19 protein-coding genes and 1 pseudogene are annotated in these 24005 nt (G+C 70.7%); 13 read left to right on the top strand and 7 right to left on the bottom strand.

The window, feature by feature from the left end; genetic code table 11:
- The first annotated feature begins 89 nt into the window (after positions 1-89).
- The 3 genes from FHW73_RS03150 (at position 90) to FHW73_RS03140 (ending at position 1308) form a co-directional block, all read left to right on the top strand.
- Positions 90-572: a flavodoxin gene (locus tag FHW73_RS03150; RefSeq protein WP_183425230.1), complete on the top strand. Its 483-nt coding sequence runs from the start codon at positions 90-92 to the stop codon at positions 570-572.
- Positions 544-873: a thioredoxin family protein gene (locus FHW73_RS03145; RefSeq protein ID WP_183425229.1), complete on the top strand. Its 330-nt coding sequence runs from the start codon at positions 544-546 to the stop codon at positions 871-873. The genes FHW73_RS03150 and FHW73_RS03145 overlap by 29 nt, the downstream gene beginning before the upstream one ends.
- Positions 874-960: 87 nt before the next feature.
- The gene (locus tag FHW73_RS03140) at positions 961-1308 is read left to right on the top strand and encodes a GNAT family N-acetyltransferase (protein ID WP_345776139.1); all 348 of its coding nucleotides are present in this window, start codon (positions 961-963) and stop codon (positions 1306-1308) included.
- A 141-nt stretch (positions 1309-1449) separates the two neighbouring features.
- On the opposite strand, the gene FHW73_RS03135 is transcribed toward FHW73_RS03140, so the two are convergent.
- Positions 1450-2583, bottom strand: a complete 1134-nt coding sequence (locus FHW73_RS03135) for a hypothetical protein (RefSeq protein ID WP_183425228.1) — start codon at positions 2581-2583, stop codon at positions 1450-1452.
- Between the two features lie 353 nt (positions 2584-2936).
- On the opposite strand from FHW73_RS03135, the gene FHW73_RS03130 reads away from it, so the two are divergent.
- On the top strand, positions 2937-3341 hold the full coding sequence (locus tag FHW73_RS03130; RefSeq protein WP_183425372.1) for an acyl-CoA thioesterase: 405 nt from the start codon (positions 2937-2939) through the stop codon (positions 3339-3341).
- A gap of 90 nt (positions 3342-3431) precedes the next feature.
- Here the strand turns inward: FHW73_RS03130 and FHW73_RS03125 are convergent.
- A pseudogene (locus FHW73_RS03125) lies at positions 3432-3923 on the bottom strand (thioredoxin-like domain-containing protein); the annotation flags it as partial.
- Positions 3898-6033 (bottom strand): TonB-dependent receptor, encoded by a 2136-nt coding sequence (locus FHW73_RS03120; protein ID WP_255492557.1) that lies wholly within the window; start codon positions 6031-6033, stop codon positions 3898-3900. The gene FHW73_RS03120 and the pseudogene FHW73_RS03125, both read right to left, overlap by 26 nt.
- Positions 6034-6231: 198 nt before the next feature.
- On the opposite strand from FHW73_RS03120, the gene mntR reads away from it, so the two are divergent.
- From mntR to FHW73_RS03085, 7 genes are all read left to right on the top strand, one after another.
- A complete protein-coding gene (mntR, locus tag FHW73_RS03115) occupies positions 6232-6699 on the top strand; it encodes a manganese-binding transcriptional regulator MntR (protein ID WP_183425226.1) in 468 nt (155 codons plus the stop codon).
- Positions 6700-6801: 102 nt separating this feature from the next.
- On the top strand, positions 6802-8133 hold the full coding sequence (locus FHW73_RS03110) for a GTP-binding protein (protein ID WP_183425225.1): 1332 nt from the start codon (positions 6802-6804) through the stop codon (positions 8131-8133).
- 71 nt (positions 8134-8204) lie between these two features.
- Positions 8205-9212: a methionine ABC transporter ATP-binding protein gene (locus tag FHW73_RS03105; RefSeq protein ID WP_183425224.1), complete on the top strand. Its 1008-nt coding sequence runs from the start codon at positions 8205-8207 to the stop codon at positions 9210-9212.
- Positions 9209-9886, top strand: coding sequence for a methionine ABC transporter permease (locus tag FHW73_RS03100; RefSeq protein ID WP_183425223.1), 678 nt, complete (start codon positions 9209-9211; stop codon positions 9884-9886). Before FHW73_RS03105 ends, FHW73_RS03100 begins: the two co-directional genes overlap by 4 nt.
- 87 nt (positions 9887-9973) lie before the next feature.
- On the top strand, positions 9974-10786 hold the full coding sequence (locus FHW73_RS03095; RefSeq protein ID WP_183425222.1) for a MetQ/NlpA family ABC transporter substrate-binding protein: 813 nt from the start codon (positions 9974-9976) through the stop codon (positions 10784-10786).
- A 211-nt stretch (positions 10787-10997) separates the two neighbouring features.
- Positions 10998-12698, top strand: a complete 1701-nt coding sequence (locus FHW73_RS03090) for an Mbeg1-like protein (protein WP_183425221.1) — start codon at positions 10998-11000, stop codon at positions 12696-12698.
- A 203-nt stretch (positions 12699-12901) separates the two neighbouring features.
- Complete coding sequence (locus FHW73_RS03085; protein WP_183425220.1) at positions 12902-13555, top strand: ankyrin repeat domain-containing protein; 654 nt, start codon at positions 12902-12904, stop codon at positions 13553-13555.
- 47 nt (positions 13556-13602) lie between these two features.
- Here FHW73_RS03085 and FHW73_RS03080 read toward each other — a convergent pair whose 3' ends face one another.
- From FHW73_RS03080 to egtB, 4 genes are read right to left on the bottom strand one after another with little or no spacing between them, the layout of a single operon-like run.
- Entirely contained in the window at positions 13603-14217 is a 615-nt protein-coding gene (locus tag FHW73_RS03080; protein WP_183425371.1) for a DUF938 domain-containing protein, read from the bottom strand.
- 37 nt (positions 14218-14254) lie between these two features.
- Positions 14255-14533 (bottom strand): DUF3253 domain-containing protein, encoded by a 279-nt coding sequence (locus FHW73_RS03075; protein ID WP_183425219.1) that lies wholly within the window; start codon positions 14531-14533, stop codon positions 14255-14257.
- A 4-nt stretch (positions 14534-14537) separates the two neighbouring features.
- Positions 14538-15521 (bottom strand): L-histidine N(alpha)-methyltransferase, encoded by a 984-nt coding sequence (gene egtD, locus FHW73_RS03070; protein WP_183425218.1) that lies wholly within the window; start codon positions 15519-15521, stop codon positions 14538-14540.
- Positions 15518-16819: an ergothioneine biosynthesis protein EgtB gene (egtB, locus tag FHW73_RS03065; protein ID WP_183425217.1), complete on the bottom strand. Its 1302-nt coding sequence runs from the start codon at positions 16817-16819 to the stop codon at positions 15518-15520. Before egtB ends, egtD begins: the two co-directional genes overlap by 4 nt.
- A 95-nt stretch (positions 16820-16914) precedes the next feature.
- On the opposite strand from egtB, the gene recC reads away from it, so the two are divergent.
- Both recC and FHW73_RS03055 read left to right on the top strand, forming a co-directional pair.
- On the top strand, positions 16915-20367 hold the full coding sequence (gene recC, locus FHW73_RS03060) for an exodeoxyribonuclease V subunit gamma (RefSeq protein ID WP_183425216.1): 3453 nt from the start codon (positions 16915-16917) through the stop codon (positions 20365-20367).
- Positions 20364-24002, top strand: coding sequence for an exodeoxyribonuclease V subunit beta (locus FHW73_RS03055; protein ID WP_183425215.1), 3639 nt, complete (start codon positions 20364-20366; stop codon positions 24000-24002). Before recC ends, FHW73_RS03055 begins: the two co-directional genes overlap by 4 nt.
- Positions 24003-24005: the final 3 nt, after the last annotated feature.

Raw genomic sequence — 24005 nt, 5'->3', positions numbered from 1 at the left:
TCAGAGTCGATTTTGTGTCCGGCGGCCTTACCGTCTGACCATCCGATGATCGAAAATCGACTCTGACCCCGGTTACCGAGTCTGCTCCTGTGCGCATTCTGCTCGCCTACTGCTCGCTCAGCGGCAACACCCGCGACGTCGCCCGGATGGTGCGGGCGCGGTGCGAGGCGCTGGGGCACGAGGTGACCTGGATCGAAACCGACATCCAGACGCTCGCCTCGGTCTGCCCCGAGGGCGCCGCGCACGATCTGTACGTGCTCGGCGCCTGGACCGACAACGCCGGCCGCACGCCGAGCGAGATGAAGCGCTTCATCGCCGATCTGGTGGATGCGGTCGGCAAGCCCGAGCACGTCGCGGTGTTCGGCACCGGCGAGACGCAGTGGGGCGCGGAGTACTACTGCGGCGCGGTGCATCGCATCGCGACGTTCTTCGCCAGCCCCTATCCGCGGCTGGAGATCGAACAGATGCCGCACGGCGAGCGCGACGCGCTGAAGATCGAACGCTGGACCGATACCATTGTGAGCCGCCACGAGATTTCGCCCCATGCAGACCCTGCACGCCTCCACGCCTGACGACTACGCCGCAGCCCTGGCCGCGCATCCGCGCCTGCTCGTGGACTACTACAAGGACGACTGCCCGGGCTGCAAGATGCTGGACATGTCGCTGGCGAAGTTCGCCGCGACCGACGCTGCGAACGGTCTGGTCCTGCTGAAGGTGAAGCTGGAGATCGTGGGCGAGGACTTCTTCCGCGGCCTGGGGCTGCGGCAGACGCCGACGCTGGCGCTGTTCCGCGACGGCGAGGAAGCCGCGCGCCTGCCGGGCTTCCAGGCGCCGGGTCAGATCGCCCAGGCCGCCAGCCAGCATCTGGGCTGATGCGCCGTTACATCGACGATCCGCGTCGCCTCGCACGATGAGGCGGATTGGGTCGCGGCCCGCCTGTTCGCGTTCAACCGCACCACCGTGCCTGCACTGGAGATCGTGCCGCTGCAGTGGGTGATTGAAGACGCGGGCGTGTTGATCGGCGGCCTGTCTGCGGAGCTCTATCTGGGCTGGCTGTCGATCCATGTCCTGTGGGTCGACGAAGCAGTGCGTCACCGCGGCTTTGGAACACGCCTGCTCCGGCATGCCGAAGACGCCGCACGCGCCCAGGGCGCCCACGCGGCGTTCCTCGACACCTTCGACTGGCAGGCGCTCGCGTTCTATCGGCGCCACGGCTATGCCTGCTTCGGCACCCTGGACGATTTTCCGCCAGGCCACACGCGGCACTTCCTGCGCAAGTCGCTCGTTGCGGTCGACGCGCCGCCATGAGCCGGGCGCGACGTTCTTACTGCAGCCCACGCCATGACAGGCGCCTGGGGCCTGTGATGCCATCGCGCTGCATGGGGAGCGGCGGCACGTAAACATCACCAGCCGCCAGCGCATGACCAGGCCGGCGCCGCTCTGATGTGATCAACCGCCGCCGACCACGTCCTCGCGAGGAATCCGCAGGTCGTCGAGCGAGTAGATCTGGATCTCTTCGAGCGGCTCGGTCTTGTCGCGATACTTGTCTGCGCCGCTTTCGTGCGTGATCCAGATCTCGCCGTTGATGATGTTGAGCTCTTCCCCGTAGTACGGCACGTCGGCGGCGACTTTCGACGCGCCGTCGGTCTCGAAGCGGGTTGCGGTGTCGATGGTCGGCTGAAACACCAGCTGCGCGGTCGCCACCCCCGGCACCGAGCCATAGGACGTGGAGAACAGCACGCCGGTGTCGGTCACTGCCGCGCCCTGCGCATTGTGGGGCGCATCGATCGAGTCGAAATCGCTGGCGTTGAACAGCCCGGTCTCCGGATCGATCTCGTAGCGCCGCAGCTCGGCATCGTGCGTGGGGAAATCGTTGGTGAACGATGCAGGATCGAGCGGATCCTGCGTGAACTGGCCCACGTACAACTGGCCCTCATGCACGGTGACGTAGCTGGCGCCGAACGGACCGTTGCCGCATTCGCCAATCGCGATCTTGGCAATCGCTTTGACCGGGGTCTCGGGCGTGGTGTAGGCCTCGAACACGGGCTCGCCGTCCGGACCGACGACCGGCTCCCCGGCGTCGAGATAGGGCGTGGGCACCGTGGCCTGGACCTCGTTCGCCGCGACCGCTGCATCGACATCGGCGCGGTTGTAGACGTACACCTCGCCGCCATCGGCGACATAGAGGTAATCGCCGTGCACGGCCACGCCACCCGCCTTGGTCGGGGCGTCGGCATAGAGGTCCTGCGCATCCGTGCCGCCCAGAAATACCGAGCGTTCATGCTGCGAGGCGCTACCGACCTCGGCATCCTGCACCGACAACAGCACGCGCTTGCCGCCGTCGACTTCGCCGTTGTAGCTGGTCAACAGCTCGTTACGCGACGCATCGTAGCCCTGGCCCTGCGGAATCCACGGCGAGCCTTCGCCCGCATGCACCAGGCGCGGTCCGCTGCGGCCGTCGATGACGCCGCGCAGAAAGTCGCTGGCCGAATCGACGCGGTCCAGTGCGACATCGCGCACCTGGCCTGCCGCTTCCTTGATCTGGTTCCACGACGGAGGATCGAATGGAAGGTCGATGCGCATCGGGCTTGCCTCTCGTATGGTCGGTCGAGCGCCGGGCAGGGCCCGGACGCGGAGATGGCGTCAGTGTCCGTGGTCGTCGTCGATCGCAGGACTAGGGTAGACCCGGGGCGCTCTACATTCGTTCAGCCACCATCCGTGTTGCCGCCGGGCCACGCCACCGACGAAGCGCCCCAGGACCACGTCGCGCGACGCACACCGCGCAGTTCTCGGCAGGTACGCTGTAACGCATTGCGCCCCCCGCCGGCATCCCCCCATTCAGCGTTGGGGCGTCACCCTGTCGCCCCTTTTCAGGCGTGCCGCCCTCAGCTTGCTTGCGGCGCGGCCCCACGCATTCCCTCCTATCGGACGCCCCCATGCCCACCGCCGTCACATCCGCCCCCTCCACCGAAGCCCGGATGCTGGAGATCGTCTTCCCCGACCACACCAACCACCTGGGCACGCTGTTCGGCGGCCAGGCACTGGCGTGGATGGACAAGGCCGCGTTCATCGCCGCCTCGCGCTATGCGCGCCTGACCGTCGTCACCGCCCGCTCGGAGCAGGTCGATTTCAAGCTGCCGATCCGCCAGGGGCAGTTGGTGGAGACCATCGCGCGGGTGGTCGAGGTCGGGCGCACCTCGATGCAGGTCGAGGTCGAGGTGATCGCCGAGGACCTGATCAGCGGCGAGCGCGAGCTGTGCACGCGCGGCCGCTTCGTGATGATCGCGCTTGATTCGCGCGGCCGGCCGGCGCAGGTCCGCGCGCTGCCCAAGGACGCCTGAGGCCGCGAAATGCGCGACCCAGGCCTGCAGCACCGGCTGCAGGCCGAGATAGCGCCGCCCGTCCCAGCCGCTGGCGAGGACGCGTCCCTCGCGGTCGACCAGCACCAGGTTCGGCGGCGCGATCCCGCCCAGCGCGCGCACCGGGCCGAGCATGCGCAGCCGGCGCGGCTCGATCGCCGGCCACGGCATCGCCCGCAGGCGCATCGTACGGCGCATCTGCGCTGCCGATTCGTCGAGGCTGGCGTAGACCACCTCGGTGTCGGCGCCGGCCGCGCGCAGCGCGTCGCGCACCTCGCGCAGCGTCGGCGAGAACGCATGGCACGGCGCGCACCAGTCGGCACCGAAGTACAGTGCGACGATTTCCGGCGGCCGGTCCCAGCGATACGCCGGCAGGTCCACGCCGTCGGGGCGCACGAGCGCGGCGTCGATCACCGCGCGCAGCGCGGGATCGGCACGGCTGGCATCGTCGCCCGACGCCGACACCGATAAAGGCGCGAGGAGCGACAGCAGCGCGGCGAGCGCCGCGACCCGCCAGCGCCCGCGCACACCGCGCCGCTCAGAAGTTGAAGCGGGCGCTCGCATACGCCGACCGCGCGAAGCGGGGACCGTAGACGTAGTCGCTGTCGCGGCCGGCGCCGGTCTCCAGGTCCCGCTGCCGCTGGTCGAACAGGTTGCGCACACCGACCGCCAGATCCCAGTGGCGATCCCCCTGCCCCAGATGCCAGGTCGTCCCGGCATCGACCACCCAGAAGTCGCCGCTCCGGTTGAGGCTGGCGGTGTTGTTGTTGAGCACGTGCATGTGTCCGGTGTACTTGAGGCCCACGTAGGCGTCGAGCAGTGGCGACGGCGACCAGGTCAACTGCGCCTGTCCACTCCAGCGCGGCGTCTTGAGGTAGTCGCGGCTGGCGATGACGGTGTCGCCGCCGTCGGCGGTGTCGTCGAAAATGACCTGCGCATCGTCGAACTGCGAGCGGTACCAGGCCATGCCGGTGGTGAGCTGCAGGGTGTCGCTGGCCTGCCAGCCCAGATTGGTTTCGAAGCCGGCCACCTGCGACCCGCTGGCGTTGCCGCGCACCTGGTACAGGCCGCCTGCATCCTGCCGGATATCGCTGAGCACGAAGGTGTCGCGCAGGTCGGTCAGCGAAGCGGTCGCATCCCAGCTCAGGCGGCCGTCGACCGGCGAACGCCAGTCGACGCCGAACATCATCGTGGTCGCGCGCTCCTCCGAAAGCCCGTCGGCATTGCGGATGCGCACCGGCTCGGCGCCCAGCGTGTCGACATGCAGGTCCTCGCTGAAGACCTCGGGCGCGCGGAAGCCCGTGGAGATGCCGGCCCGCACTTTCAGCGCATCGCTGGCCTGCCAGGCCAGCGCGACGCGTGGCGATAACACTGCATCGCCCAGCGCCGAGTGCTTGTCGGCGCGGGCCCCGAGCACCACATCGACGCGATCGCTGAAGGTCCATTCGTCCTGCACGAACACGCCGAGATTGCTGAAGGTCTCGCGCTCGCCGCGTGCAAGCGTCTCACCGGCGCCGTTGCGCCGGTCGTCACGTACCGACTCGCGCCTGTATTGCGCGCCGAAGGCCAGTGCGTGCGCGCCGCGCCGCAGGTTGAACTGGGTGTCGAGGTAGTGCAGCGGATTGACGGTGTAGCCGTACTGGTCGAAGGCCGTCCCGGCTGCACTGCCCGGGACCGCGGGATCCAGCTGCGCGGGGTCGAAGTCCGGGGATGTGGGATCGGTTTCCACCTCACCCAACCCCCCGTAGAAGCTCTGGCGCTCGATGTGGGCGAACGAGTATCCAAGGGTGAAGTCGGCATCCTCGCTGACGATGTGATCCAGGTGCACGCCGCCGCGGTGGTACTGCGTGTCCAGCGATTCGGCGATGTTGGCCAGCCATTCGGGCTGGTCGAGGCGATTGCCGCCGCGACGCGTTTCGTCGGTAAACAGGTAGTTGGCGCGCAGCGTGGTGTCGTCGCCCAGCGCGTACCAGCCCTGCGCGCCAGCCACCTTCTGATCCTTATCGACGATCTCGCTGTAGCCGTCGCCGTTGAAGTCCAGCGCGTCCTGCCTCGACCACTGTCCCACCAGCGACAGGCCGCCCCGGCCGTCCTCGGAAATGAGATCACCACGGCCGTCGACGCTCCACGCCGGCTCGCCCTTCTGCACATCGGTTCCCAGCTGCACGTAACCGCCGTTGCGTACCGGCTGTTCAGGAATCAGGTTGACCACCCCGGCAACCGCGCCCGGCCCATACAGGGACGAGCCGCCGCCCTTCACCACTTCGACGCGATTGATGAAGGCGGCCGGAATCTGTTCGAGACCGTAGACGCTGCCGAGCGTCGACATCAGCGGCGCACCGTCGAACAGCAGCTGGTTGTACGCACCCCCCAGGCCCAGCAGCTGCATCTCGGAGGTGTTGCAGTTCTGGCAGTTGCTCTCCACGCGCAGGCCGTTGATCAGCTCGGCGACACGCGAGAAATCGGTCGCGGCACGAAGTGCGATGTCCTCGTTGCGCAGCACCTCGGTCCGGATCGGCACGTCGGAGAGCAGCCGTTCGCTGCGCGTGGCGGTGCTGACCACCGCTTCGACGCGCTGCAGCTCGACCGGGCCGCGGTCCTGCGCCGCGGCGGCACCGGGACCGGCCGTGCCGAGCACCAGCAGCAGCGATGCGCATGCCGCGGAACGCGGCATGCGGTCGCGGCGAGACGGCGGCCGGAGTGTAGGGAAGGGGAATCGGGAAACGGGACTGGGCATCATGTCGTCTTTATAGCCTTGGCTATATTGATTAGCAAATTATCTGTTAGTGGCCTAGTACTTCAATTTCCGCATTCCGATGCCGGCGATTGGCGACAATGGCGGTCTCGCATCGCTTGCCGGACCCGCGACCCCATGGTCAGAACGCCGCCAGACCGCCGTACGCCGGGCCGTCCCGGCCGCTTGCTCGATGCCGACGTCCAGGTCGAGAGCTTCCGCCAGGTCCGCAACGCGCACCGCTCCGAGCTCACCGAGGACTACGTCGAGCTGATCTCCGACTTGCTCGCCGATGCCGGCGAGGCCCGCCAGGTCGACATCGCCACGCGGCTGGGCGTGGCGCAGCCCACGGTCGCGCGCACGCTCAAGCGGCTGGTCCGCGACGGGCTGGTGATCCAGCGACCTTACCGGGGCGTGTTCCTGACCGACGCGGGCGAGGCGCTGGCGACCGCCAGCCGCGAGCGTCATCACATCGTCGAGGCGTTCCTGATCGCGCTCGGCGTGCCGGAGGACATCGCGCGCCGAGATTCGGAAGGCATCGAACACCACGTCAGCCCGGAAACGCTCGCGATCTTCGCCGAATTCACGCGAACGCGCGGAAGCTGACGCCCGGAGGGCGGGAGGGTGCGCGCGGGCAGAGCGCATGGGCAGACGCTTGTCTGGTTTGAATAATGTTACGTTATAACATTATCTCGAGAAGGGTGTCCGATGTCCGCTTCCCCCATTCCCGCCCGGCGCCTGCCGGTCACCGTGCTCTCCGGCTTCCTCGGCGCCGGCAAGACCACGCTGCTCAACCGGCTGCTGCGCAACCGCGAAGGCCGCCGCGTCGCGGTCATCGTCAACGACATGAGCGAGGTCAACATCGACGCCGCGCTGGTCCGCGGCGGGGAGGCCGCGCTGAGCCGGACCAGCGAGACGCTGGTGGAATTCAGCAACGGCTGCATCTGCTGCACGCTGCGCGACGACCTGCTGCAGGAGGTCCGGCGGCTCGCGGCCGACGGCCGCTACAACTACCTGCTGGTCGAGTCGACCGGGATCGGCGAGCCGATGCCGGTCGCCGCGACGTTCGCGGTGCGCGATGCCGACGGCGCCAGCCTGGCCGACGTCGCGCGGCTCGACACGATGGTCACGGTCGTCGACGGCGTCGGCTTCCTGGAGGACTTCGGCTCGGCCGAGCAGCTCGTCGACCGCGGCCTGGAGGCCGGCCCGGACGACGCGCGGGCGCTGGTCGACCTGCTGGTCGAGCAGGTCGAGTTCGCCGACGTCGTGGTGATCGCCAAGTGCGACCTCGCCGGCCCCGAGCGCATCGCGCGCGTGCGCGCCGTGGTCCGCGCGCTCAACCGCGACGCGCACATCGTCGAGTCGCGCCACGGCGACGTGCCGCCGGCCGAACTGCTCGACACCGGCCGCTTCGACTTCGAGCGGGCGCAGCGCGCGCCCGGCTGGCTGCAGGCGCTGCGCGGCGAGCACACGCCCGAGACCGAGGAATACGGCATCGGCAGCTTCGTCTACCGCGCGCGACGCCCGTTCGATCCGCGGCGGCTGCAGGACGCGCTCGATGCCGGGCTGCCCGGCGTGCTGCGCGCCAAGGGGTTCTTCTGGCTGGCCTCGCGCATGGATTGGGTCGGCGAGCTGTCGATCGTCGGCGGCGCGACCCGGACCCGGGCCGCCGGCCTGTGGTTCGCCGCCCGCGACCGGCTGCAGGGTCACACGCTGCGACGTCCGTCGCCGCCGCCGCTGCCCGCGCTCGCCCCGCTCACGTCGGCCGGCTGGCAGCGGCAACGGGCCGCGCGCTGGACCGCGCCCGCCCCCGGCCCGGACGAGGCCCGCGACCCGGCCGAGCAGGCGGCGCTGCAGCGGCTCTGGCATCCGCTGTGGGGCGACCGGCGGCAGGAACTGGCGATCATCGGCCTCGACCTCGACGAGGCCGCGGTGCGCACGCGGCTCGACGCCTGCCTGGTCGACGACGCCGCGCCGGGCGCCGGGCCCGAGGCCTGGGCCGAACTGGCGGACCCGTTCCCGGCGTGGCGGCTGGGTTGAGGCGGCCGCGCCATCGCCGCGACCGGCCCCAGCCTGCTAGCCTGCACGCCGGTTCTTGCGCAGCGCAGCACGTGATCCGTTTCGAAGGCATCCACAAGTCCTACCCGGTACATGGGCGCGAGGTCGTCGCGTTGCATCCGCTCGACCTCACGATCCAGGCCGGCGAGGTGTTCGGCATCGTCGGCCATTCGGGCGCCGGCAAGTCGACCCTGCTGCGGCTGATCAACGGGCTGGAGACGCCCAGCGGCGGCACGCTGACTGTCGACGGGCAGGCGCTGGGCACGCTCGATGGCGACGGCCTGCGGCGTCTGCGCCGGCGCGTGGGCATGATCTTCCAGCACTTCAACCTGCTCTCGGCCCGCACCGTGCTCGACAACATCGCCTTCCCGCTGCGCCTGGCCGGCGTGTCGAAGGCGCAGGCGCGCGCCCGAGCGCAGGATCTGCTGGTGCGCGTCGGCCTGGAGGCGCACCGCGACAAATACCCCGCGCAGCTGTCGGGCGGGCAGAAACAGCGCGTCGGCGTGGCCCGCGCGTTGGCGACCGAGCCCAAGATCCTGCTGTGCGACGAGGCGACCAGCGCGCTCGACCCGCAGACCACCGCCTCGGTGCTGCAACTGCTCGACGGCATCAACCGCGAGTTGGGCCTGACGATCGTGCTGATCACCCATGAGATGGATGTCGTGCGCCGGGTCTGCGACCGTGTCGCGGTGCTCGATGCCGGGCATCTGGTCGAGAGTGGTCCGGTGGCCGAGGTGTTCCTGCACCCGCAGCACCCAACCACGCGCCGGTTCGTCGCCGAATCCGAAGCGATCGACGAGGGCGCGCTGCAGGAGGACATCGCGCATGTGGCGGGGCGCCTGCTGCGGCTCACGTTCACCGGCGAGGACACCTGGCAGCCGCTGCTGGGCCGGGTCGCGCGCGAGACCGGCATCGACTACACGATCCTGGCCGGGCGCATCGACCGCATCAAGCGCCTGCCCTACGGCCAGCTGACGCTGGCGGTGACCGGCGCCCAATCCGACGAGGCGCTGCGCCGGTTCGCGCAGGCCGGTGTGCATGTCGAGGAGTTGTCGCGATGAGCACCCCGCTGCTGCCCAACGTCGATGCCGCCAAGTGGGCCGAGATCGGCCAGGCGACGATCGACACCTTGCTGATGCTCGCCGGCTCGCTGCCGCTGACGCTGCTGATCGGCCTGCCGCTGGGCGTGTTGCTGTTCCTCACCGGCCCACGCCAGCTGCATGCGCGCCCGGCGCTCTACGGCGGCCTGGCGCTGGTGGTGAACCTGCTGCGCTCGGTGCCCTTCATCATCCTGATGATCGTGCTGATCCCGATCACGCTCAAAGCGATGGGCACGTCGCTGGGCGTGCGCGGCGCGATCCTGCCACTGGTGGTCGGCGCGGCGCCGTTCTACGCGCGACTCGTGGAAACGGCGCTGCGCGAGGTCGAGCGCGGGGTCATCGAGGCCAGCCTGGCGATGGGCGCCACGACCCGGCAGCTGGTGCTGCGGGTGCTGCTGCCCGAAGCCCTGCCGGGCCTGATCGCCGGCGCGACGGTGACCACGATCGCGCTGATCGGCTTCACCGCGATGGGCGGCGCGATCGGCTCAGGCGGCCTGGGCGATCTTGCCTACCGCGATGGCTACCTGCGCTCGCGTACCGATGTGGCGGTGGTGACCGTGGTCGCGCTGCTGGTCATGGTGCAGCTGCTGCAGATGCTCGGCGACCGGCTGGTGGCGCGCTTCAGCCGCCGCTGATCGCGTCGCACACTGATTTCCACGCGTGGACTCGATCCGCACGCGCGCCGCCCGATACTGGGCGGCCCACGTCACGCCGGACTGTCCATGCCCGCTCTGCTGCCCCGCCTCGCCACCGCCATCCTGCTGCTGGTCGGCCTCGCCGCGTGCGGCAGTGCCGACAATGGCGCCGCCGCGGGCCGCGAGCGGCTGACCGTCGCCGCCACCGCAGTGCCGCATGCCGAGATCCTCGAAGTGGTCAAGCCGCTGCTCGCCGAGCAGGGCGTGGACCTGCAGGTGCGCGTGTTCAATGACTACGTGCAGCCCAACGACCAGGTCGTGCAGGGCCAGATCGACGTCAACTACTTCCAGACTGAACCCTATCTCGACGCCTACAACCGCGACCGTGGCACCAAACTGGTGACCCTGGCCGGCATCCACATCGAGCCCTTCGGCGCGTACTCGCGGCGCTACGACAGCCTCGACGCGGTGCCCGCCGGCGCCGAGGTCGTGATCCCCAACGACCCGAGCAACAACAGTCGCGCGCTGATCCTGCTGCACCACGCCGGCGTGATCACGCTCGACGACCCGACCAATGCGCTCGCCACGCTGCGCAACATCACCGCCAACCCCCGGCAGCTGAAGTTCCGCGAGCTCGACGCGGCGATGCTGCCGCGCGTGCTCGATCAGGTGGATCTGGCGTTGATCAACACCAACTACGCGCTCGATGCCGGCCTCAACCCGGCAAGCGATGCCTTGGCGATCGAAGGCAAGGACTCGCCGTATGTGAACTTCCTGGTCGGGTTGCCGGACAAGCGCGAGGATCCGCGCGTGCGCAAGCTGATCGACGCACTGACCGGCGAGCAGGTCCGCGCGTTCATTGCGCAGCGCTATCACGAGGCGGTGCTGCCCGCGTTCTGATCGCTCGGGCGCGGCCTTTGGCGGGCCCCAGAGGCGGCATACGACACCGACCACGGGCGGTCACGGTGGTCGGCGAAGCCAACCGCGCTGTCCGATGACCGCCACGCTGCCTGCTGAATAGGCGAAATCGCGTCCACCCTAGGGTGCGCACCAGCTGTTGCGCCGCCGCTGCACGCCTATGGTCGGCGTATCCGACTGCGAGGTGCGCGTCATGAGCCTGTCCCCGGTTTCCGGCAACAGCCACCCGATCGACACCTGGCGCGACCACGCGCTCGACCCCGCGCTGCGCGCCCAGGGCGGCCAACCGGCCAATGCGCCGCGCAGCCACGTCGACACCAGCGCCGGCTTCCCGCGCGGCGACGGCAGCTTCGCCAACGAGGTGAGGGGCACCGCGCCGCAACCCGAGCGCGACCTGCACTTCTCGCTGATGGCCAACGACAGCTACACGCTGAGTGGCCCCAATGGCGTCACCGGGACAGCTGCCGAAGCCGAACTGCAGGCCGCGGGCTGGCAGCGCCTGGTGCCCAGTGAGGACGGCAGCCATCTCGTCGATGCCCAGGGCAACCAGATTCCGATCTCCGCCGACAAGCTGCACGACGCGCAGACCGGCTTCGACGCGGCGATCTACCAGAACGCCGACGGCCAGTACGTCGTCGCCTACCGCGGCACCGACAACTGGGGCCTGGGCGAGGGCGGCGATTCGCGCGCCAATGGCGGCCAGGGCCTGGGCATGCAGACGGCGCAGTACTCGCAGGCCATGGAGCTGGCGAACCTTGCGATGGACACCTTCGGCGACGGCAACGTCGCGATCACCGGCCATTCGCTGGGCGGCGGCCTGGCCTCGGCGGCGATGCTCGCCACCGATGCGCCGGGCGTGACGTTCAACGCGTCGGGCCTGAGCAACAACACCCTTGCCTCGTTGGGCTTCAACCCCAACGGCGCGCGCAGCGACCTGGCCGACAGCGGCCAGATCCGTCGCTACGTGGTCGACGGCGATCCGTTGACGCTCGCGCAGCAGGACCTGCCGGGGATCCTCGGCGTCTCACCGCCCGATGCGGTCGGCCATGAGCTGCGCATCGATCCGCCGGCCGGGATGGGACGTTTCGATCTGCTGGGCCTGCATGGCGGCGGCGGCGACCATCCGTCCTATGTCGAGTCGCTGCGCGAGAACACCGCGCGCGAACCCGCGGACCGCTCGGGCACCAACCTCGGCCTGGCGCTGAGCACGGTCGAGAACATCGGCGAGCACAACCTCAATCAGCTGGGCTCGCTCGCCAACGGCATCGGCGGCCTGTACCGGGATGGCAGTGCGACGGTGTCGGGCACGATCGACGGCATCGGCGAGACGATCCGGACCGACTTTGGCGAAGGCCGCTATGTCGCGGGCGGTCTGTCGATCGCCGGCGATGTGGTCGACGGGGTCGTCGGGCTCGGCGGCGACGTGGTCGCCAACACGCTCGATACCGCGGGCGATGCGGTCGAGAATGTCGCCAACCTCGGCGGCAGTGTGCTGCGCGATGTCGGCGACCGCGTCGGCTTCGACGCACCGTTCGATGCCGTCGCCAGCGGCATCGAGTGGACCGGGCGGGCCGTCGACAATATCGCGGATGCGGCCGGCGGCGGCGTGCAGTGGGGCCTGGACAAGCTGGGTGACGGCGCCGGCTGGCTGCTGGACAAGGCCGGCGACGGTGCGCAGTGGGCGACCGACCGCGCTGTCGAGGGGGCGACCTGGCTGGGCGAGCGCGCAGTCGATGGGGCGCTGGCCGTGCGCGATGCGGCGGTGTGGACCGGCGACCGCCTGGCCGACGGCGCGCGCGCCGTGGGCGATGCTGCGGCCTGGACCGGCGATCGCCTCGCCGAGGGCGGCCGCTGGGTGGCCGAGAAGGCCAATCCGCTCAACTGGTTCCGCTGATGGGGCTGCGCGCATGGCGGCGGGCCGATGATGTTGTCACGCCCCGTTCGACGCCAAGGCGCTAGCCTGCGCGCTTGTACCGCCAACGGGGCGCCGTCATGATCGAGCCGCTCTTGCCGTTGACTGCGACCCGCACGCGCGCATGGGTATGTGTGCTGCTGTTCGTTGCCGCCCAGAGTGCCTGCGCCCGACAAGGACCGAACATGTCCCACGATCCGTCCCCCGATCCCGGCACCGCTGCGCTGGCGCGCGCCGCCCACAGCGGCGACCTGGCCGACGCCAAGCGGCTGATCGCAGATGGCGCCAATCCCGACGCGACCGATGCCGATGGCACACCACTGCTGCAGGCCGCGATCCTGCGCGGCGACCGCCGCGGGTTCGAAACCATGCTGGAGGCCGGCGCCGACCCTGCCGCCGCAGCCGCCAACGGCAACACCGCATTGCACGTCGCCGCGATGCAGGACGATCCGACGTTTCTCAAGGCGCTCTTGGCGCGCGGGCTGTCGCCCGACACGCCCAATGCGCGCAACGACGAGACGCCGCTGTTCAACGCGCTCGAAGCGCGCAACGACGATGCCATCCGCACCCTGCTCGCGGCCGGCGCCAAGGTCGACGCCGCCGACCGCTACGGCGCGACACTGCTGCACAAGGCCGCGCGCATCAATGCGACCGGATGGGTGGTCCGTTTCCTCGAGGCCGGTGCCGATCCGACCGCACGCGACCGTGTCGGCGCGACCTTCCAGCCGTCGTTCTTCCGTGCACGCGACGCGGTGCTGACATCGCAGGCGCGCAGCGACCGCGAGAAGGTCCGCGCCTGGTTGGTCGAGCGCCGCATTCCGGTCGAAGACAAGCACTGAGCTCACTGTCGAGCGCGTCGTCGCGTACGCCGCCGCAGAGACCTGCCCTAACGCCGCCAGACCACGCAGCGGTTGTGCGCCGGCATCGCGATGTCGTCGACACGGCGCAGGCCGATCCCGGCCGCCAGCGCATCGACTGCCGCCAGTTCGCGCAGGCCCGACGCGGGGTCGCGTGCCTTGAGCCAGGCATCGAAGGCGGCGTTGCTGTCACTGGTGAAGCGGCCATCGATGTTGAACGGCCCGTAGACGACCAGTGTCGCGTTGGATGCGAGCACCCGGTCGAGCCCGGCGAAGCAGGCCTCCACCGCCGGCCACGCCATGATGTGCAGCGTGTTGGCGGTGAACGCGGCATCGAAGCGGCCGTCGGCCGCATCCGACACCGGCCACGGCCCGGTGCTCACATCGAGTGCGACCGGCGGTGGCGTGTTCGGCAAGCCGGCCTCGCCCAGCCATTGCGCAATGCCCGGCAACTGCTCGACACGGTCGGAGCACTGCCAGCGCAGGCCCGGCAGCGCCGCGGCGATATGCACCGCATGCTGGCCGGTCCCACTGCCGATCTCGAGCACATGCGCATGCCTGGGGAAGGCGTCGCGCAGCACCGCGAGGATTGGATCGCGGTTGCGTTCGCAGGCGGGCGAGAACGGTTTGTCGGTCGACGGCATGGACGGCGTCATTGCGGGGCGCTCCATCGTAGGGCGCTCAGCCTGGCGCCGGCCAGCGTGGCCCGCGCCGCAGACGCACCGGCCCTGGCGGCGGCGCGTCGGCATCGACGATCGCGCCGTGCTGGGTGACCGACACCACGCCGTCACGGGCCAATGCGGCGGCCACATCGCGGATGCCCGGCATCAGCACGCGCCAGTCGCCGCCCGGCCGTGATGCACGCGCGACTTCCGACGGACAGATCGACGCCTCGGCCGCACGTCCGCTCAGCAGCGCAAGCATGCGCTCGCGCAGCATCGTGGCCTCTGCGTCGGGCATCGCGTCAAACCGGCTGCAGCAGCCGCAAGCCGAACCAGTCCTGGGGGTCGTTCCAGCCATGCGTCACGCGCAGGCCGGCCGCGCGCGCGAGCGCGGCGAACGAGACATCGGTGTACTTCTGGCTGACCTCGACGTCCATCGCCTCGCCGGCCTGGAACGCAAACGCCTGGCCACCGACGTGCACCGTCTGCGCCCGCTCGCTGACCAGCGCGGTTTCGATGCGCAGACGCTCGCGCACGTAGACCGCGCGATGGCGGAACGCCTGGAGGTCGAAGTCGCTGCCAATCTCGCGGTTGAGCCGCGCGAGCAGATTCAGCGTGAAGGCCGCGGTGACCCCCGCCCGATCGTTGTAAGCCGCCTCGATCACCGCCGGGTCCTTGTCCAGGTCGATGCCGATCAGCGCGCGGCCGTCTTCGCCCATCGTGCGGCGCATCGATGCCAGCAGCCGCACGGCCTCCTCGTCGCCGAAGTTGCCGAGCGTGGAGCCGGGGAAGAACACCAGCGTGCGACTCGCACCGCGCGCGGCGGCCGGCAACGGCACCGGCACGGTGAAATCGGCGCATACCGGCAGCATCTCGACCTCGGGATGGTGCTGGGACAACCGCGTGACGCTGTCCATCAGCGCGGTGCGCGAGATCTCGATCGGGGTGTAGGCGACCGGATCGTCGAGCCCGTCGAGCAGCAGTTCGGTCTTGCGCCCGCTGCCGCTGCCGAACTCGACCACGTGCACGCCCGCGCCGATCGCCTGGGCGATCGTATCCATGCGCGCCTCGAGCAGTGCCAGCTCGGTGCGCGTGAGGTAGTACTCGGGCTGGCGGGTGATCGCTTCGAACAGACGCGAGCCTTCGGCATCGTAGAAGTACTTGGACGGCAGCCGTTTGGGCGTGCGCGACAGGCCGGCGATGGCATCGGCCGTGATGTCGTCGGGACGCGGACGCAGGTCGGTCAGCGCGGCCTGCGCGCGGGCACGGGCGGTGGCGGCGTTCATGGAGAATCCTTGGCCAGGCGCAGACCGGCGAACTGCCAACGCGCATCGGAGGGGAAGAAATTGCGATAGCTCGCGCGCACGTGGTCGGCCGGGGTGGCGCAACTGCCTCCGCGCAGCACCCACTGGGCATCCATGAACTTGCCGTTGTACTCACCCAACGCGCCGGGCCACGGCCGGTAGCCGGGATAGGCGGTATAGGCGCTGTGGGTCCATTCCCAGACATCGCCGAACAGTTGCTGCAGACCGGTGTCGGAAGCCGCCGGCGCGCAGGGATGCAGACGGCCGGCATCGACGAAATTGCCCTCGACCGGCACGCCGGCGGCGGCCTGCTCCCACTCGAACTCGGTCGGCAAGCGCGCACCGGCCCAGCGCGCGAACGCGTCGGCTTCGTAATAGCTCAGATGGCACACCGGCGCGCCGGGATCGAGCATGCGCCAGCCGCCGAGCGTGAACTCGCGCGCCAGCGCCTGATCCCAGTACAGCGGCCGCTGCCAGCCCTCGGCTTGCACCCGCGCCCAGCCGGCGCTCAGCCACAGGCCGACGGTGCGATAGCCGCCGTCCTCGACGAATGCCAGGTACTCGGCGTTGCTGACCGGCCGGCTGGCCAGCGCATGCGCCGGCACAAGCACACGGTGCCGCGGCGACTCGTTGTCGTAGGCAAAGCCCGCCGTGCCCGGCCAGCCGGCATGGCCGATCTCGACCACGCGCTCCTCGCGCGCCATCCAGCGCAGCGGCGCCGCCGTGCCGCATGCGGCAGGCAGGTCGGTGCGATAGGCCGGTGCGATCGGGTTGGACCAGAACGCGTGCTTGATGTCGGTCAGCAGCAACTCCTGGTGCTGCTGCTCGTGCTGCAGGCCCAGTTCGATGATGTCGAGCCGGGCATCGTCGAGATCGCCCGAGGCCAGCCGCGCCCGCAGGCGCGTGTCGACCGCCTCGCGGTAATCGCGCACCTGCGCAAGCGTCGGCCGCGACAGCAACCCGCGGTGCGGACGCGCATGCATCGGCCCGATGCTCTGGTAGTAGCTGTTGAACAGAAAGTCCCACGCCGGGTCGATCTCGCGATAGCCTGCGTCGGCGGCGAGCACGAAGCGCTCGAAGAACCAGGTCGTATGCGCCAGGTGCCACTTGGTCGGGCTGGCGTCCTCCATGCTCTGGACCATCGCATCCTCGGCCCCGATCGGCGCGGCGAGCGCGGCGGTGCGGGCGCGGACCTGATCGAAGCGGGCGCGCAGGCGCGCGGCGCGCTCGCCGGTCGGCACGCGGTGGGACAGCGCTTGCGGGGACGGCGGCGGCGACATCCGCACAGCTTAGGCAGCGGCCGTGACGGCGCCGTTAGCCGTGGACGGACCGCCGTGTCTCGCATGCTGCGAACCCGCTGCGGCAAGATGGCGCGATGACCGCAGCGCCCGCCGACTTCCGCCTCTACCCGTCCAACGCGCTGGAGGTGCTGGCCGGGCTGCTGGCCGCCGAGTTGCGGCAGCCGGTGGCGGGCGGGTCGATTCTCACGCCCGAGGTCGTGCTGATCCCGCAGGTCGCCATGCGCCGCTGGCTGCAGGCCACCTTGGCCGCCGAGCACGGCGTGGCCGCCAACCTCGAGTTCCTGACGCCCGGCGAGTTCGTCGCCCGCGCGCTCACGGCCAATCTGGGCCCGGCACAGGACGAGCTCGACGCCGCCAGCCTGCGCTGGCGCCTGTACGCCGCCCTGGTCGATCCCGAGGTGCTGGCGCAGCCGGCGCTCGCGCCGCTGGCCACATATCTGGCCGGCGACGATGCGTTGCGGCCGTGGGCGCTGGCGGGCGAGTTGGCAGGCGTATTCGAGAAGTACCAGGCCTGGCGACGCGACTGGCTGCTGCGCTGGGAGGGCGGCGCCGACCCCGACGATGCGCAGGCCGCGCTGTGGCGGCACGTGGCCGCCGGCCATGCCACCCGTGCGCGTCGCATCCAGACCTATCTGGATCGTTTCTCGGGCGAACACGCCGCGTTGCCGCAGGGCCTGCCGCCGCGGATGTTCGCGTTCGCCACGCTGAACGTTTCGCCCGATGTGCTGCGCGTGCTGGCGACCCAGGCCCGTGTGGGCACGCTGCACTTCTACCTGCCCACGCCCGCACGCGGCTACTGGGGCGATCTGCAGGCACTGGCCCCGCGCCGGCGCGCCCGTACCGACGACGCCTTCGACGCCGCGCTGCTGGCGGGCAGCGCCGACGACAACCGCCTGCTGCAGGCCTGGGGCGCGGCCGGCCGGGACTTCATGGCGCTGCTGGGCAGCTACGAGGTCGTGCACCCGCGCGCCGAGATCGAGGTCTACGCCGATCCGCTCGAATCGGGCCAACGCCCGCTCGACGCCGGCGGCCTGGGCGACACCTTGCTGCGGCGGATGCAGAGCGATCTGTTCCGCCGCGCCCCGCCGTCGGTGCCCGCACCCCGCGCCGCACCCGAACTGCGCGACCCCAGCCTGCAGGTCCACGCCTGCCACACCCGCCTGCGCGAACTGCAGGTGCTGCACGACCAGTTGCGCGGCCTGCTCGAGGACCCGCGCTTCGACCCGCCGCTGCAGCCGCGCGAGATCGCGGTGCTCGCCCCGGACATCGACCCCTACGTGCCGTACCTGGAAGCCGTCTTCGGCGAATCAAAACCGGGGTCAGAGTCGGATTCTCACGGGAAATCCGACGCTGACCCCGGTGTTGGAAGAATGCGGATTCCATATGCGCTCGCCGACACCAGCCCGCTGGCGGGTGAGCCCCTGGCCGAGGTGTTCGTGCGCCTGCTGGGCCTGCCGGTGTCGCGCTTCGGGCTCAACGAGGTGCTCGACCTGCTCGCCAGCCCGCCGCTGGCACAGGCCGCGGGGCTGGATGCGGCGGCCTTCGAGCGCCTGCATGGCTGGTTGCAGGCCGCCGGCGCGCGCTGGGGGCTCGACGGCGCGCACCGCGCCGCGCATGGTGCGCCCGACGACGCGGCCTATACCTGGGCCTTCGCGCTCGATCGCCTGCTGCTGGGCCATGCCAGCGGCAGCGACGACACGATCGCAGGCGTCGCCCCATGGCCGGCGCTCGAAGGCAGCGCGCTCGATGCGCTCGACACCCTGATCCGGCTGCTGCACGTCCTCGGCGACGCGCAGCGCGACCTTCGCGAGGCGCTCACCGCTGCCGCGTGGCGCGAGCGCCTGCTCGGCCTGCTCGATGCGCTGCTGCCCGGCACGCCGGCCGCCCCCGCCACTCAGCGCGCGCTCGAACGACTGCGACGGCTGATCGACGCCTTCGCCAATGACGCGGCGCGCGCGGGCGTCGAGACCCCGGTCCCGGCCGAGGTCGTGCGTGCGCATTTTGCGCAGTTGCTGGCCGAGGCCGACACACGCGCGCCGCTGCTGACCGGCGGCATCAGCGTCGGCCGCATGGTGCCGATGCGCCTGCTGCCGTTCCGGGTGATCTGCCTGCTGGGCATGAACGATGGCGACTTCCCGCGCCGCGACGCGGCCGCCGGCCTCAACCGGCTCACCGCGGAACTGGGCACGACACAGCGCCGGCATGGTGACCGCTCCACGCGCGAGGACGACCGCTTCCTGTTCCTGCAACTGTTCGCCTCGGCGCAGGACGTGTTCTACCTCAGCTACCTGGGCGCGGACGCGCGCGACGGCAGTGTGCGCGAGCCCTCGCCGCTGGTGGCCGAATTGCTCGCCACCGCCGCGACCTACCATGCCGATCCGCAAGCCGCCGCCACGGCACTGACGGTGCGCCATGCGCTGCAGCCGTTCGCGCCAAGCGCGTTCGGAGCCGATGGCGACCCGCGCCGCTTCAGCTATCGCGCGCAATGGCAGCCGGCGGCAGCGCGCATCGGCGGCGCACGCACGGACCTTGCGCCGTGGTGCGCGGCGCCGCTGCCGCCGCGCACCGATGCATCCGCCCTGCCGTCAGCCGACGCCGCGCTGCCGCTCGATGCACTGCGTCGCTTCCTGGTCGCGCCGTCTGCGCAGTTCCTGCGCGAGCGCCTGGACCTGCGCCTGGCCGATGACGCCGAGGTCGGCCAGGACGTGGAGCCGCTGCTGGTCGCCGGCGGCGGCCTGGAGCGTGCAGCGCTGCACCAGCAGGTGTTCGAGGCCCTGCTCGCCGGCCGCGAGGCCGGGCTGTTCGAGCACCTGCGCGCCCGCGCGCTGCTGCCATCCGGTCCGTTGGGCCGACGCCAGCTCGATGCGCTGGTCACGTCGCTGCGGCCCTATGCGCAAGGCTTCGCCGATTGGCGCGGCAACGCCACACCCGACACCCGGCACATCGACATCGTGCTCGACGGCGTCCACCTCCAGGGCCGGCTCGACAACGTGTATCCGTCGGGCATCGCCCATGTGCGCCTGGGCCCGCTCAACGGACCGGCCGCGATCCGGCAGGGCCTGGACTGGCTGCTTGCGAGCGCCGCGGGCCTCGATCTGCCGCTGGTGCGCTTCCACGACACCCGGGATCTCGGCATCGGGCCCTTCGTGCGCGCGACGCTGCCGCCAGACGCGGCGGGCGACGCGCTGCAGGCCCTGCTCGCGTTGCGGGCCGACGGCCTGCAGGCGCCGCTGCCGTTCGGCCCCTATAGCGGCTGGGAGTACTTCAGCGCCGCCGATGCCGACAGGGCGGCGAAGGCCGCGAGCGCGAAATGGCGTGGCAGTGACCGGCAATGGGGCGAGGGCAGGGGCGATGCGTACCGCCTCGCACTGCGCGGCCGCGACCCCTTCGCCAGTGCCACGCTGTTCCGGCAGTTCGCGCAGATCGCCTTCACCGTGTTCTCGGCCGTCGAACAGGGCCGCGTGCATGCCGGCTTCGAGGACGGCCGCAGCTTCGAGATCGAGACCGACGTGGAGGCGGAGGCATGAGCGCGTCCACGTCCGCGCCCGTCGATCCGTTCCTGACGCTGCCACTGACCGGCACCCAGCTGATCGAGGCCAGCGCCGGCACCGGCAAGACCTTCACCCTGGCCACGCTGGTCACCCGGCTCGTGGTCGAGCGCGGCCTGCGCATCGGCCAGATCCTCGCGGTGACGTTCACCGAAGCCGCCACGCAGGAGCTGCGCAAGCGCATCCGCGAACGCCTGGTGCTGGCCGCCCGGCTGGTCGACAGCTCGCCAGAGGACGACGACGCGCCCGACGCCGCGCTCAGCCGCGCGGTGATCGCCGCGCATCTGGCGACCGGCGACGAGTCGGCCGCCGCCCTGCGGCGCCGCTTGCAGCAGGCCGCCGACGAGATCGATCTGGCCGCGATCTTCACCATCCACGGCTTCTGCGCCCGTGTGCTGCGCGAACACGCGCTCGAGAGCGGGCAGAGCCTCGCCGCACCCGAGCTGCTGGCCAATGACCGTGCACTGCGCGAGGAGCTGGCCGCTGACCTGTGGCGCCATGCCGCCGCCGACGCGACCGACGCACCGCTGCTTGCCGCGCTGTGGCCGGCGGGGCCGGAGGCATTGGCACGCGATCTGGGCGAGCTCGTGCGGCAACCGGTGCTGCTGCCGCCCGATCCTGCGAGCGCACCGGATACCACGGCGCGCGAGGCCGAACTGCACCGCGCCTCGCAGGCGTTGGCCGACGGATTCGCCGCGCATGGCGATACGCTGCGCGCCGCATTGCTGGCCGCGGTCGAGGGCAAGATCCTCAACGGCCAGAGCTACAAGGCGGCTTGGATCGAGGACCTGTGGCGCGCACTCGCACAGTGGTGCGCAGCCGGCGACTGGTCGGCACCGGCGCACGACAAGCTCGCGATGCTGCACCCCGAGACGCTTGCGGCCAAGACCAACAAGGCGCATGCCGGGCGGACACCGGATTCGCCCCTGTGCGCACTGATCGCGCCGTATCTCGATGCCGTAAGCGCACTGGAGACCACGCGCGAACAGGCCCGGCTGCACCTGCTGCACCGGTTGCGCAAGGCCGCGCGCGAGCGCTTGCGGCTGCGCAAGCGCCAACTGCGCGTGCAGACCTACGACGATCTGATCGACGGGGTTGCCGACGCGCTCGATGGCCCCTATGCCGAGGCCCTGGTGCGGCGCCTGCGCGCGCAGTACGCGGTCGCGCTGGTCGACGAGTTCCAGGACACCGACGCTCGCCAATGGCACATCTTCCGCACCGTGTTCGGCGAGACCGAGGCCTCGCATGTCGCTGGGCTCAAGCCGGCGCTGTTTCTGATCGGCGATCCCAAGCAGGCGATCTACGGATTTCGCGGTGGCGACGTGCAGACCTATCTCGTCGCGGCCCAGGTCGCCGCGCGCGCACCGGCATTGGATCGCAACTTCCGTTCGCGCCCGTCGCTGCTGTCCGCGATCGAGGCGCTGTACACCCAGGCCGGCGAGCAGGCGTTCGGCGACTCGCGCATCCGTTTCCACCCGGTGGCCCCCGGCACCCAGCGCCACGATGGCGACTACCGGCGCGGCGGGCGCGACGCGCCGGCGCTGACGCTCTGGCAGGCGCCCGCGCCCCCGGCCGATCGCGCCGGCCGGCGCAAGCCCTGGGATGCCACCGCCTCGCGCACACAGGCTACCGAGGCCTGCGTCGCCGCGATCCATGCCGTGCTGAGCGAAGCGCGCGCCGGCACCGCCACGCTCGACGGCGTGCCGGTGCAGCCGGGCGACATCGCGGTGCTCGTGCGCAAGCACAGCGAGGCCACGCGGATCCAGCAGGCACTGGCCGCGGTCGGTATTCCCGCAGTCGCCGCCGGCAAGCAGAGTCTGTTCGCCACGCCCGAGGCGCACGAGCTGCTCACGCTGTTGCTCGCGCTGCTGCACACCGCAGACGACAGTCGCCTGCGCGCGGCGTTGGCGACGGTGCTGCTGGGCATGGACGCGGCCGGCATCGCCGCGCTCGACGACGATGCGGACGCGCATCGCGGCTGGCAGCTGCATGCGCTGGCCTGGCGAGAGCGCTGGCAGCGCGGTGGTCCGCTGGCGCTGGTCGCCGACCTGTGCGCCGACAATGGACCGCGCCTGCTCGGCCTGCTCGACGGTGAGCGCCGTCTGACCAATTACCTGCAACTGGGCGAACTGCTGCAGCAGGCCGACGCGCGTGCGTTGGGGCTGCAAGGCCTGGTCGACTGGCTGGGTCAGCAGATCGCTCGCGCCGACGCCGATGACGAGACCCAATTGCTGCGCCTGGAATCGGACGCACGCCGGGTACAGATCGTCACGCTGCACAAGAGCAAGGGCCTGGAGTACCCGCTGGTGTTCCTGCCATTCGTCGGCATCGGCAGCCGCGCGCCCGATCCCGGCCGCGCCTGCGTGGTCGCCGATGCCACGGGGGGCCGTGCGCTGCACTGGAAGCTGCAGGCCGACACGTCCGGCTGGGACTCCGCACGCAACGCATGGATCGAAGCGCAGCGCGCCGAGGACGCGCGTCTGCTCTACGTCGGCTTGACCCGCGCCGAGCACGCACTGTGGATCGCGACCGGCGATTTCTACAACGCGCGCCAGACCGCACTGGCACCGATGCTTGAGGGCCTGCCCGACACGCCCGGCATCGTGCGCGACGCGACCGTGCCATCCACGCTGCCGTGGTTGCCGCCAGTCGAGGCCGGCGACCGCCCCGCCGCGCGGTCGGCCGCGCGCGCGATCGCACCGGACTGGTGGGTCTACAGCTTCACCCAGCTCGCCAATGCCGACAGCGGCGCGCAGGATGCCTCCACGCGCGCAACCGTCGCTGCCGCCGGCGGCCAGGACGAGCCCGAGGGCGAGCCCGCACCCGAGGCGCCACGCGCGGACGATCACGATCCACGCTTTGCCGGCAATCGCTTCGGCGTGGTGCTGCACGAAGCACTGGAACTCGGCGACTTCGCCGCCTGGCGCGACTGGCGTCCGGACGACCCGGCGCCGCCCGGACAGCGCGCGATCATCGAGGCGGCATTGCGCGGCGGTGGCTATGCGGCCGAGGACGTCGACGACGGCGTCGCGGTACTGACGACGCTGATCGGCCCCACGCTCACCGTCGTGTTGCCCGAGGGCGTGCGGCTGTGCGATGTGCCCGCCGATGCGCGCCGGGCCGAGATCGAGTTCCAGTTCGCGCTGCAGCCCACCGCGGTCGAGGCGATGCTCGCGTTGCTGCATGCCCACGGGGTTTCGACCGGCCGCAGCGGCTTCGGCCTGCGCCGCACGCTCGAAGGCCTGATGACCGGCCTGATCGACCTGACCTACACCGTGGATGGCCGCTGGTACGTGCTCGACTACAAGTCCAATCGCCTGCCCGGCTACGACGCGTCCTCGCTGCAACGCGCGATGGTGCACAGCGAGTACGACCTGCAGGCGCTGATCTACACGCTCGCCCTGCATCGCTGGCTGCGCTTCCGCCTGGGCGCTGGCTATGACTACGCCCGCGACTTCGGCGGCGTGCGCTACCTGTTCTGCCGGGGTCTGGACCCCGAGCGTGATGCGTCGGCTGGCGTGCACGCACAGCGCTTTTCCCCGGCGCTGGTGGATGCGCTCGATGCACTGTTCGCTGGCGGGCACCGGACCGGATCCCGAGGTGCGCACGCATGACCG

Source organism: Luteimonas sp. RC10, assembly GCF_014192745.1.
In the GTDB taxonomy this organism is placed as follows: Bacteria; Pseudomonadota; Gammaproteobacteria; order Xanthomonadales; family Xanthomonadaceae; genus Luteimonas.
The sequence above is the reverse complement of the archived record's forward strand: the minus strand, read 5'-3'. Positions and strand labels throughout refer to the sequence as shown.

Coding starts and splice junctions, on each gene's coding strand:
- FHW73_RS03080 (WP_183425371.1), bottom strand. CDS start 14,217: ATGCCGTCGACCGACAAACCGTTCTCGCCCGCCTGCGAACGCAACCGC.
- FHW73_RS03145 (WP_183425229.1), top strand. CDS start 544: ATGCAGACCCTGCACGCCTCCACGCCTGACGACTACGCCGCAGCCCTG.
- FHW73_RS03100 (WP_183425223.1), top strand. CDS start 9,209: ATGAGCACCCCGCTGCTGCCCAACGTCGATGCCGCCAAGTGGGCCGAG.
- FHW73_RS03110 (WP_183425225.1), top strand. CDS start 6,802: ATGTCCGCTTCCCCCATTCCCGCCCGGCGCCTGCCGGTCACCGTGCTC.
- FHW73_RS03120 (WP_255492557.1), bottom strand. CDS start 6,033: ATGCCGCGTTCCGCGGCATGCGCATCGCTGCTGCTGGTGCTCGGCACG.
- egtB (WP_183425217.1), bottom strand. CDS start 16,819: ATGTCGCCGCCGCCGTCCCCGCAAGCGCTGTCCCACCGCGTGCCGACC.
- egtD (WP_183425218.1), bottom strand. CDS start 15,521: ATGAACGCCGCCACCGCCCGTGCCCGCGCGCAGGCCGCGCTGACCGAC.
- FHW73_RS03090 (WP_183425221.1), top strand. CDS start 10,998: ATGAGCCTGTCCCCGGTTTCCGGCAACAGCCACCCGATCGACACCTGG.
- FHW73_RS03130 (WP_183425372.1), top strand. CDS start 2,937: ATGCCCACCGCCGTCACATCCGCCCCCTCCACCGAAGCCCGGATGCTG.
- FHW73_RS03085 (WP_183425220.1), top strand. CDS start 12,902: ATGTCCCACGATCCGTCCCCCGATCCCGGCACCGCTGCGCTGGCGCGC.
- FHW73_RS03135 (WP_183425228.1), bottom strand. CDS start 2,583: ATGCGCATCGACCTTCCATTCGATCCTCCGTCGTGGAACCAGATCAAG.
- FHW73_RS03075 (WP_183425219.1), bottom strand. CDS start 14,533: ATGCCCGACGCAGAGGCCACGATGCTGCGCGAGCGCATGCTTGCGCTG.
- mntR (WP_183425226.1), top strand. CDS start 6,232: ATGGTCAGAACGCCGCCAGACCGCCGTACGCCGGGCCGTCCCGGCCGC.
- FHW73_RS03095 (WP_183425222.1), top strand. CDS start 9,974: ATGCCCGCTCTGCTGCCCCGCCTCGCCACCGCCATCCTGCTGCTGGTC.
- FHW73_RS03055 (WP_183425215.1), top strand. CDS start 20,364: ATGAGCGCGTCCACGTCCGCGCCCGTCGATCCGTTCCTGACGCTGCCA.
- recC (WP_183425216.1), top strand. CDS start 16,915: ATGACCGCAGCGCCCGCCGACTTCCGCCTCTACCCGTCCAACGCGCTG.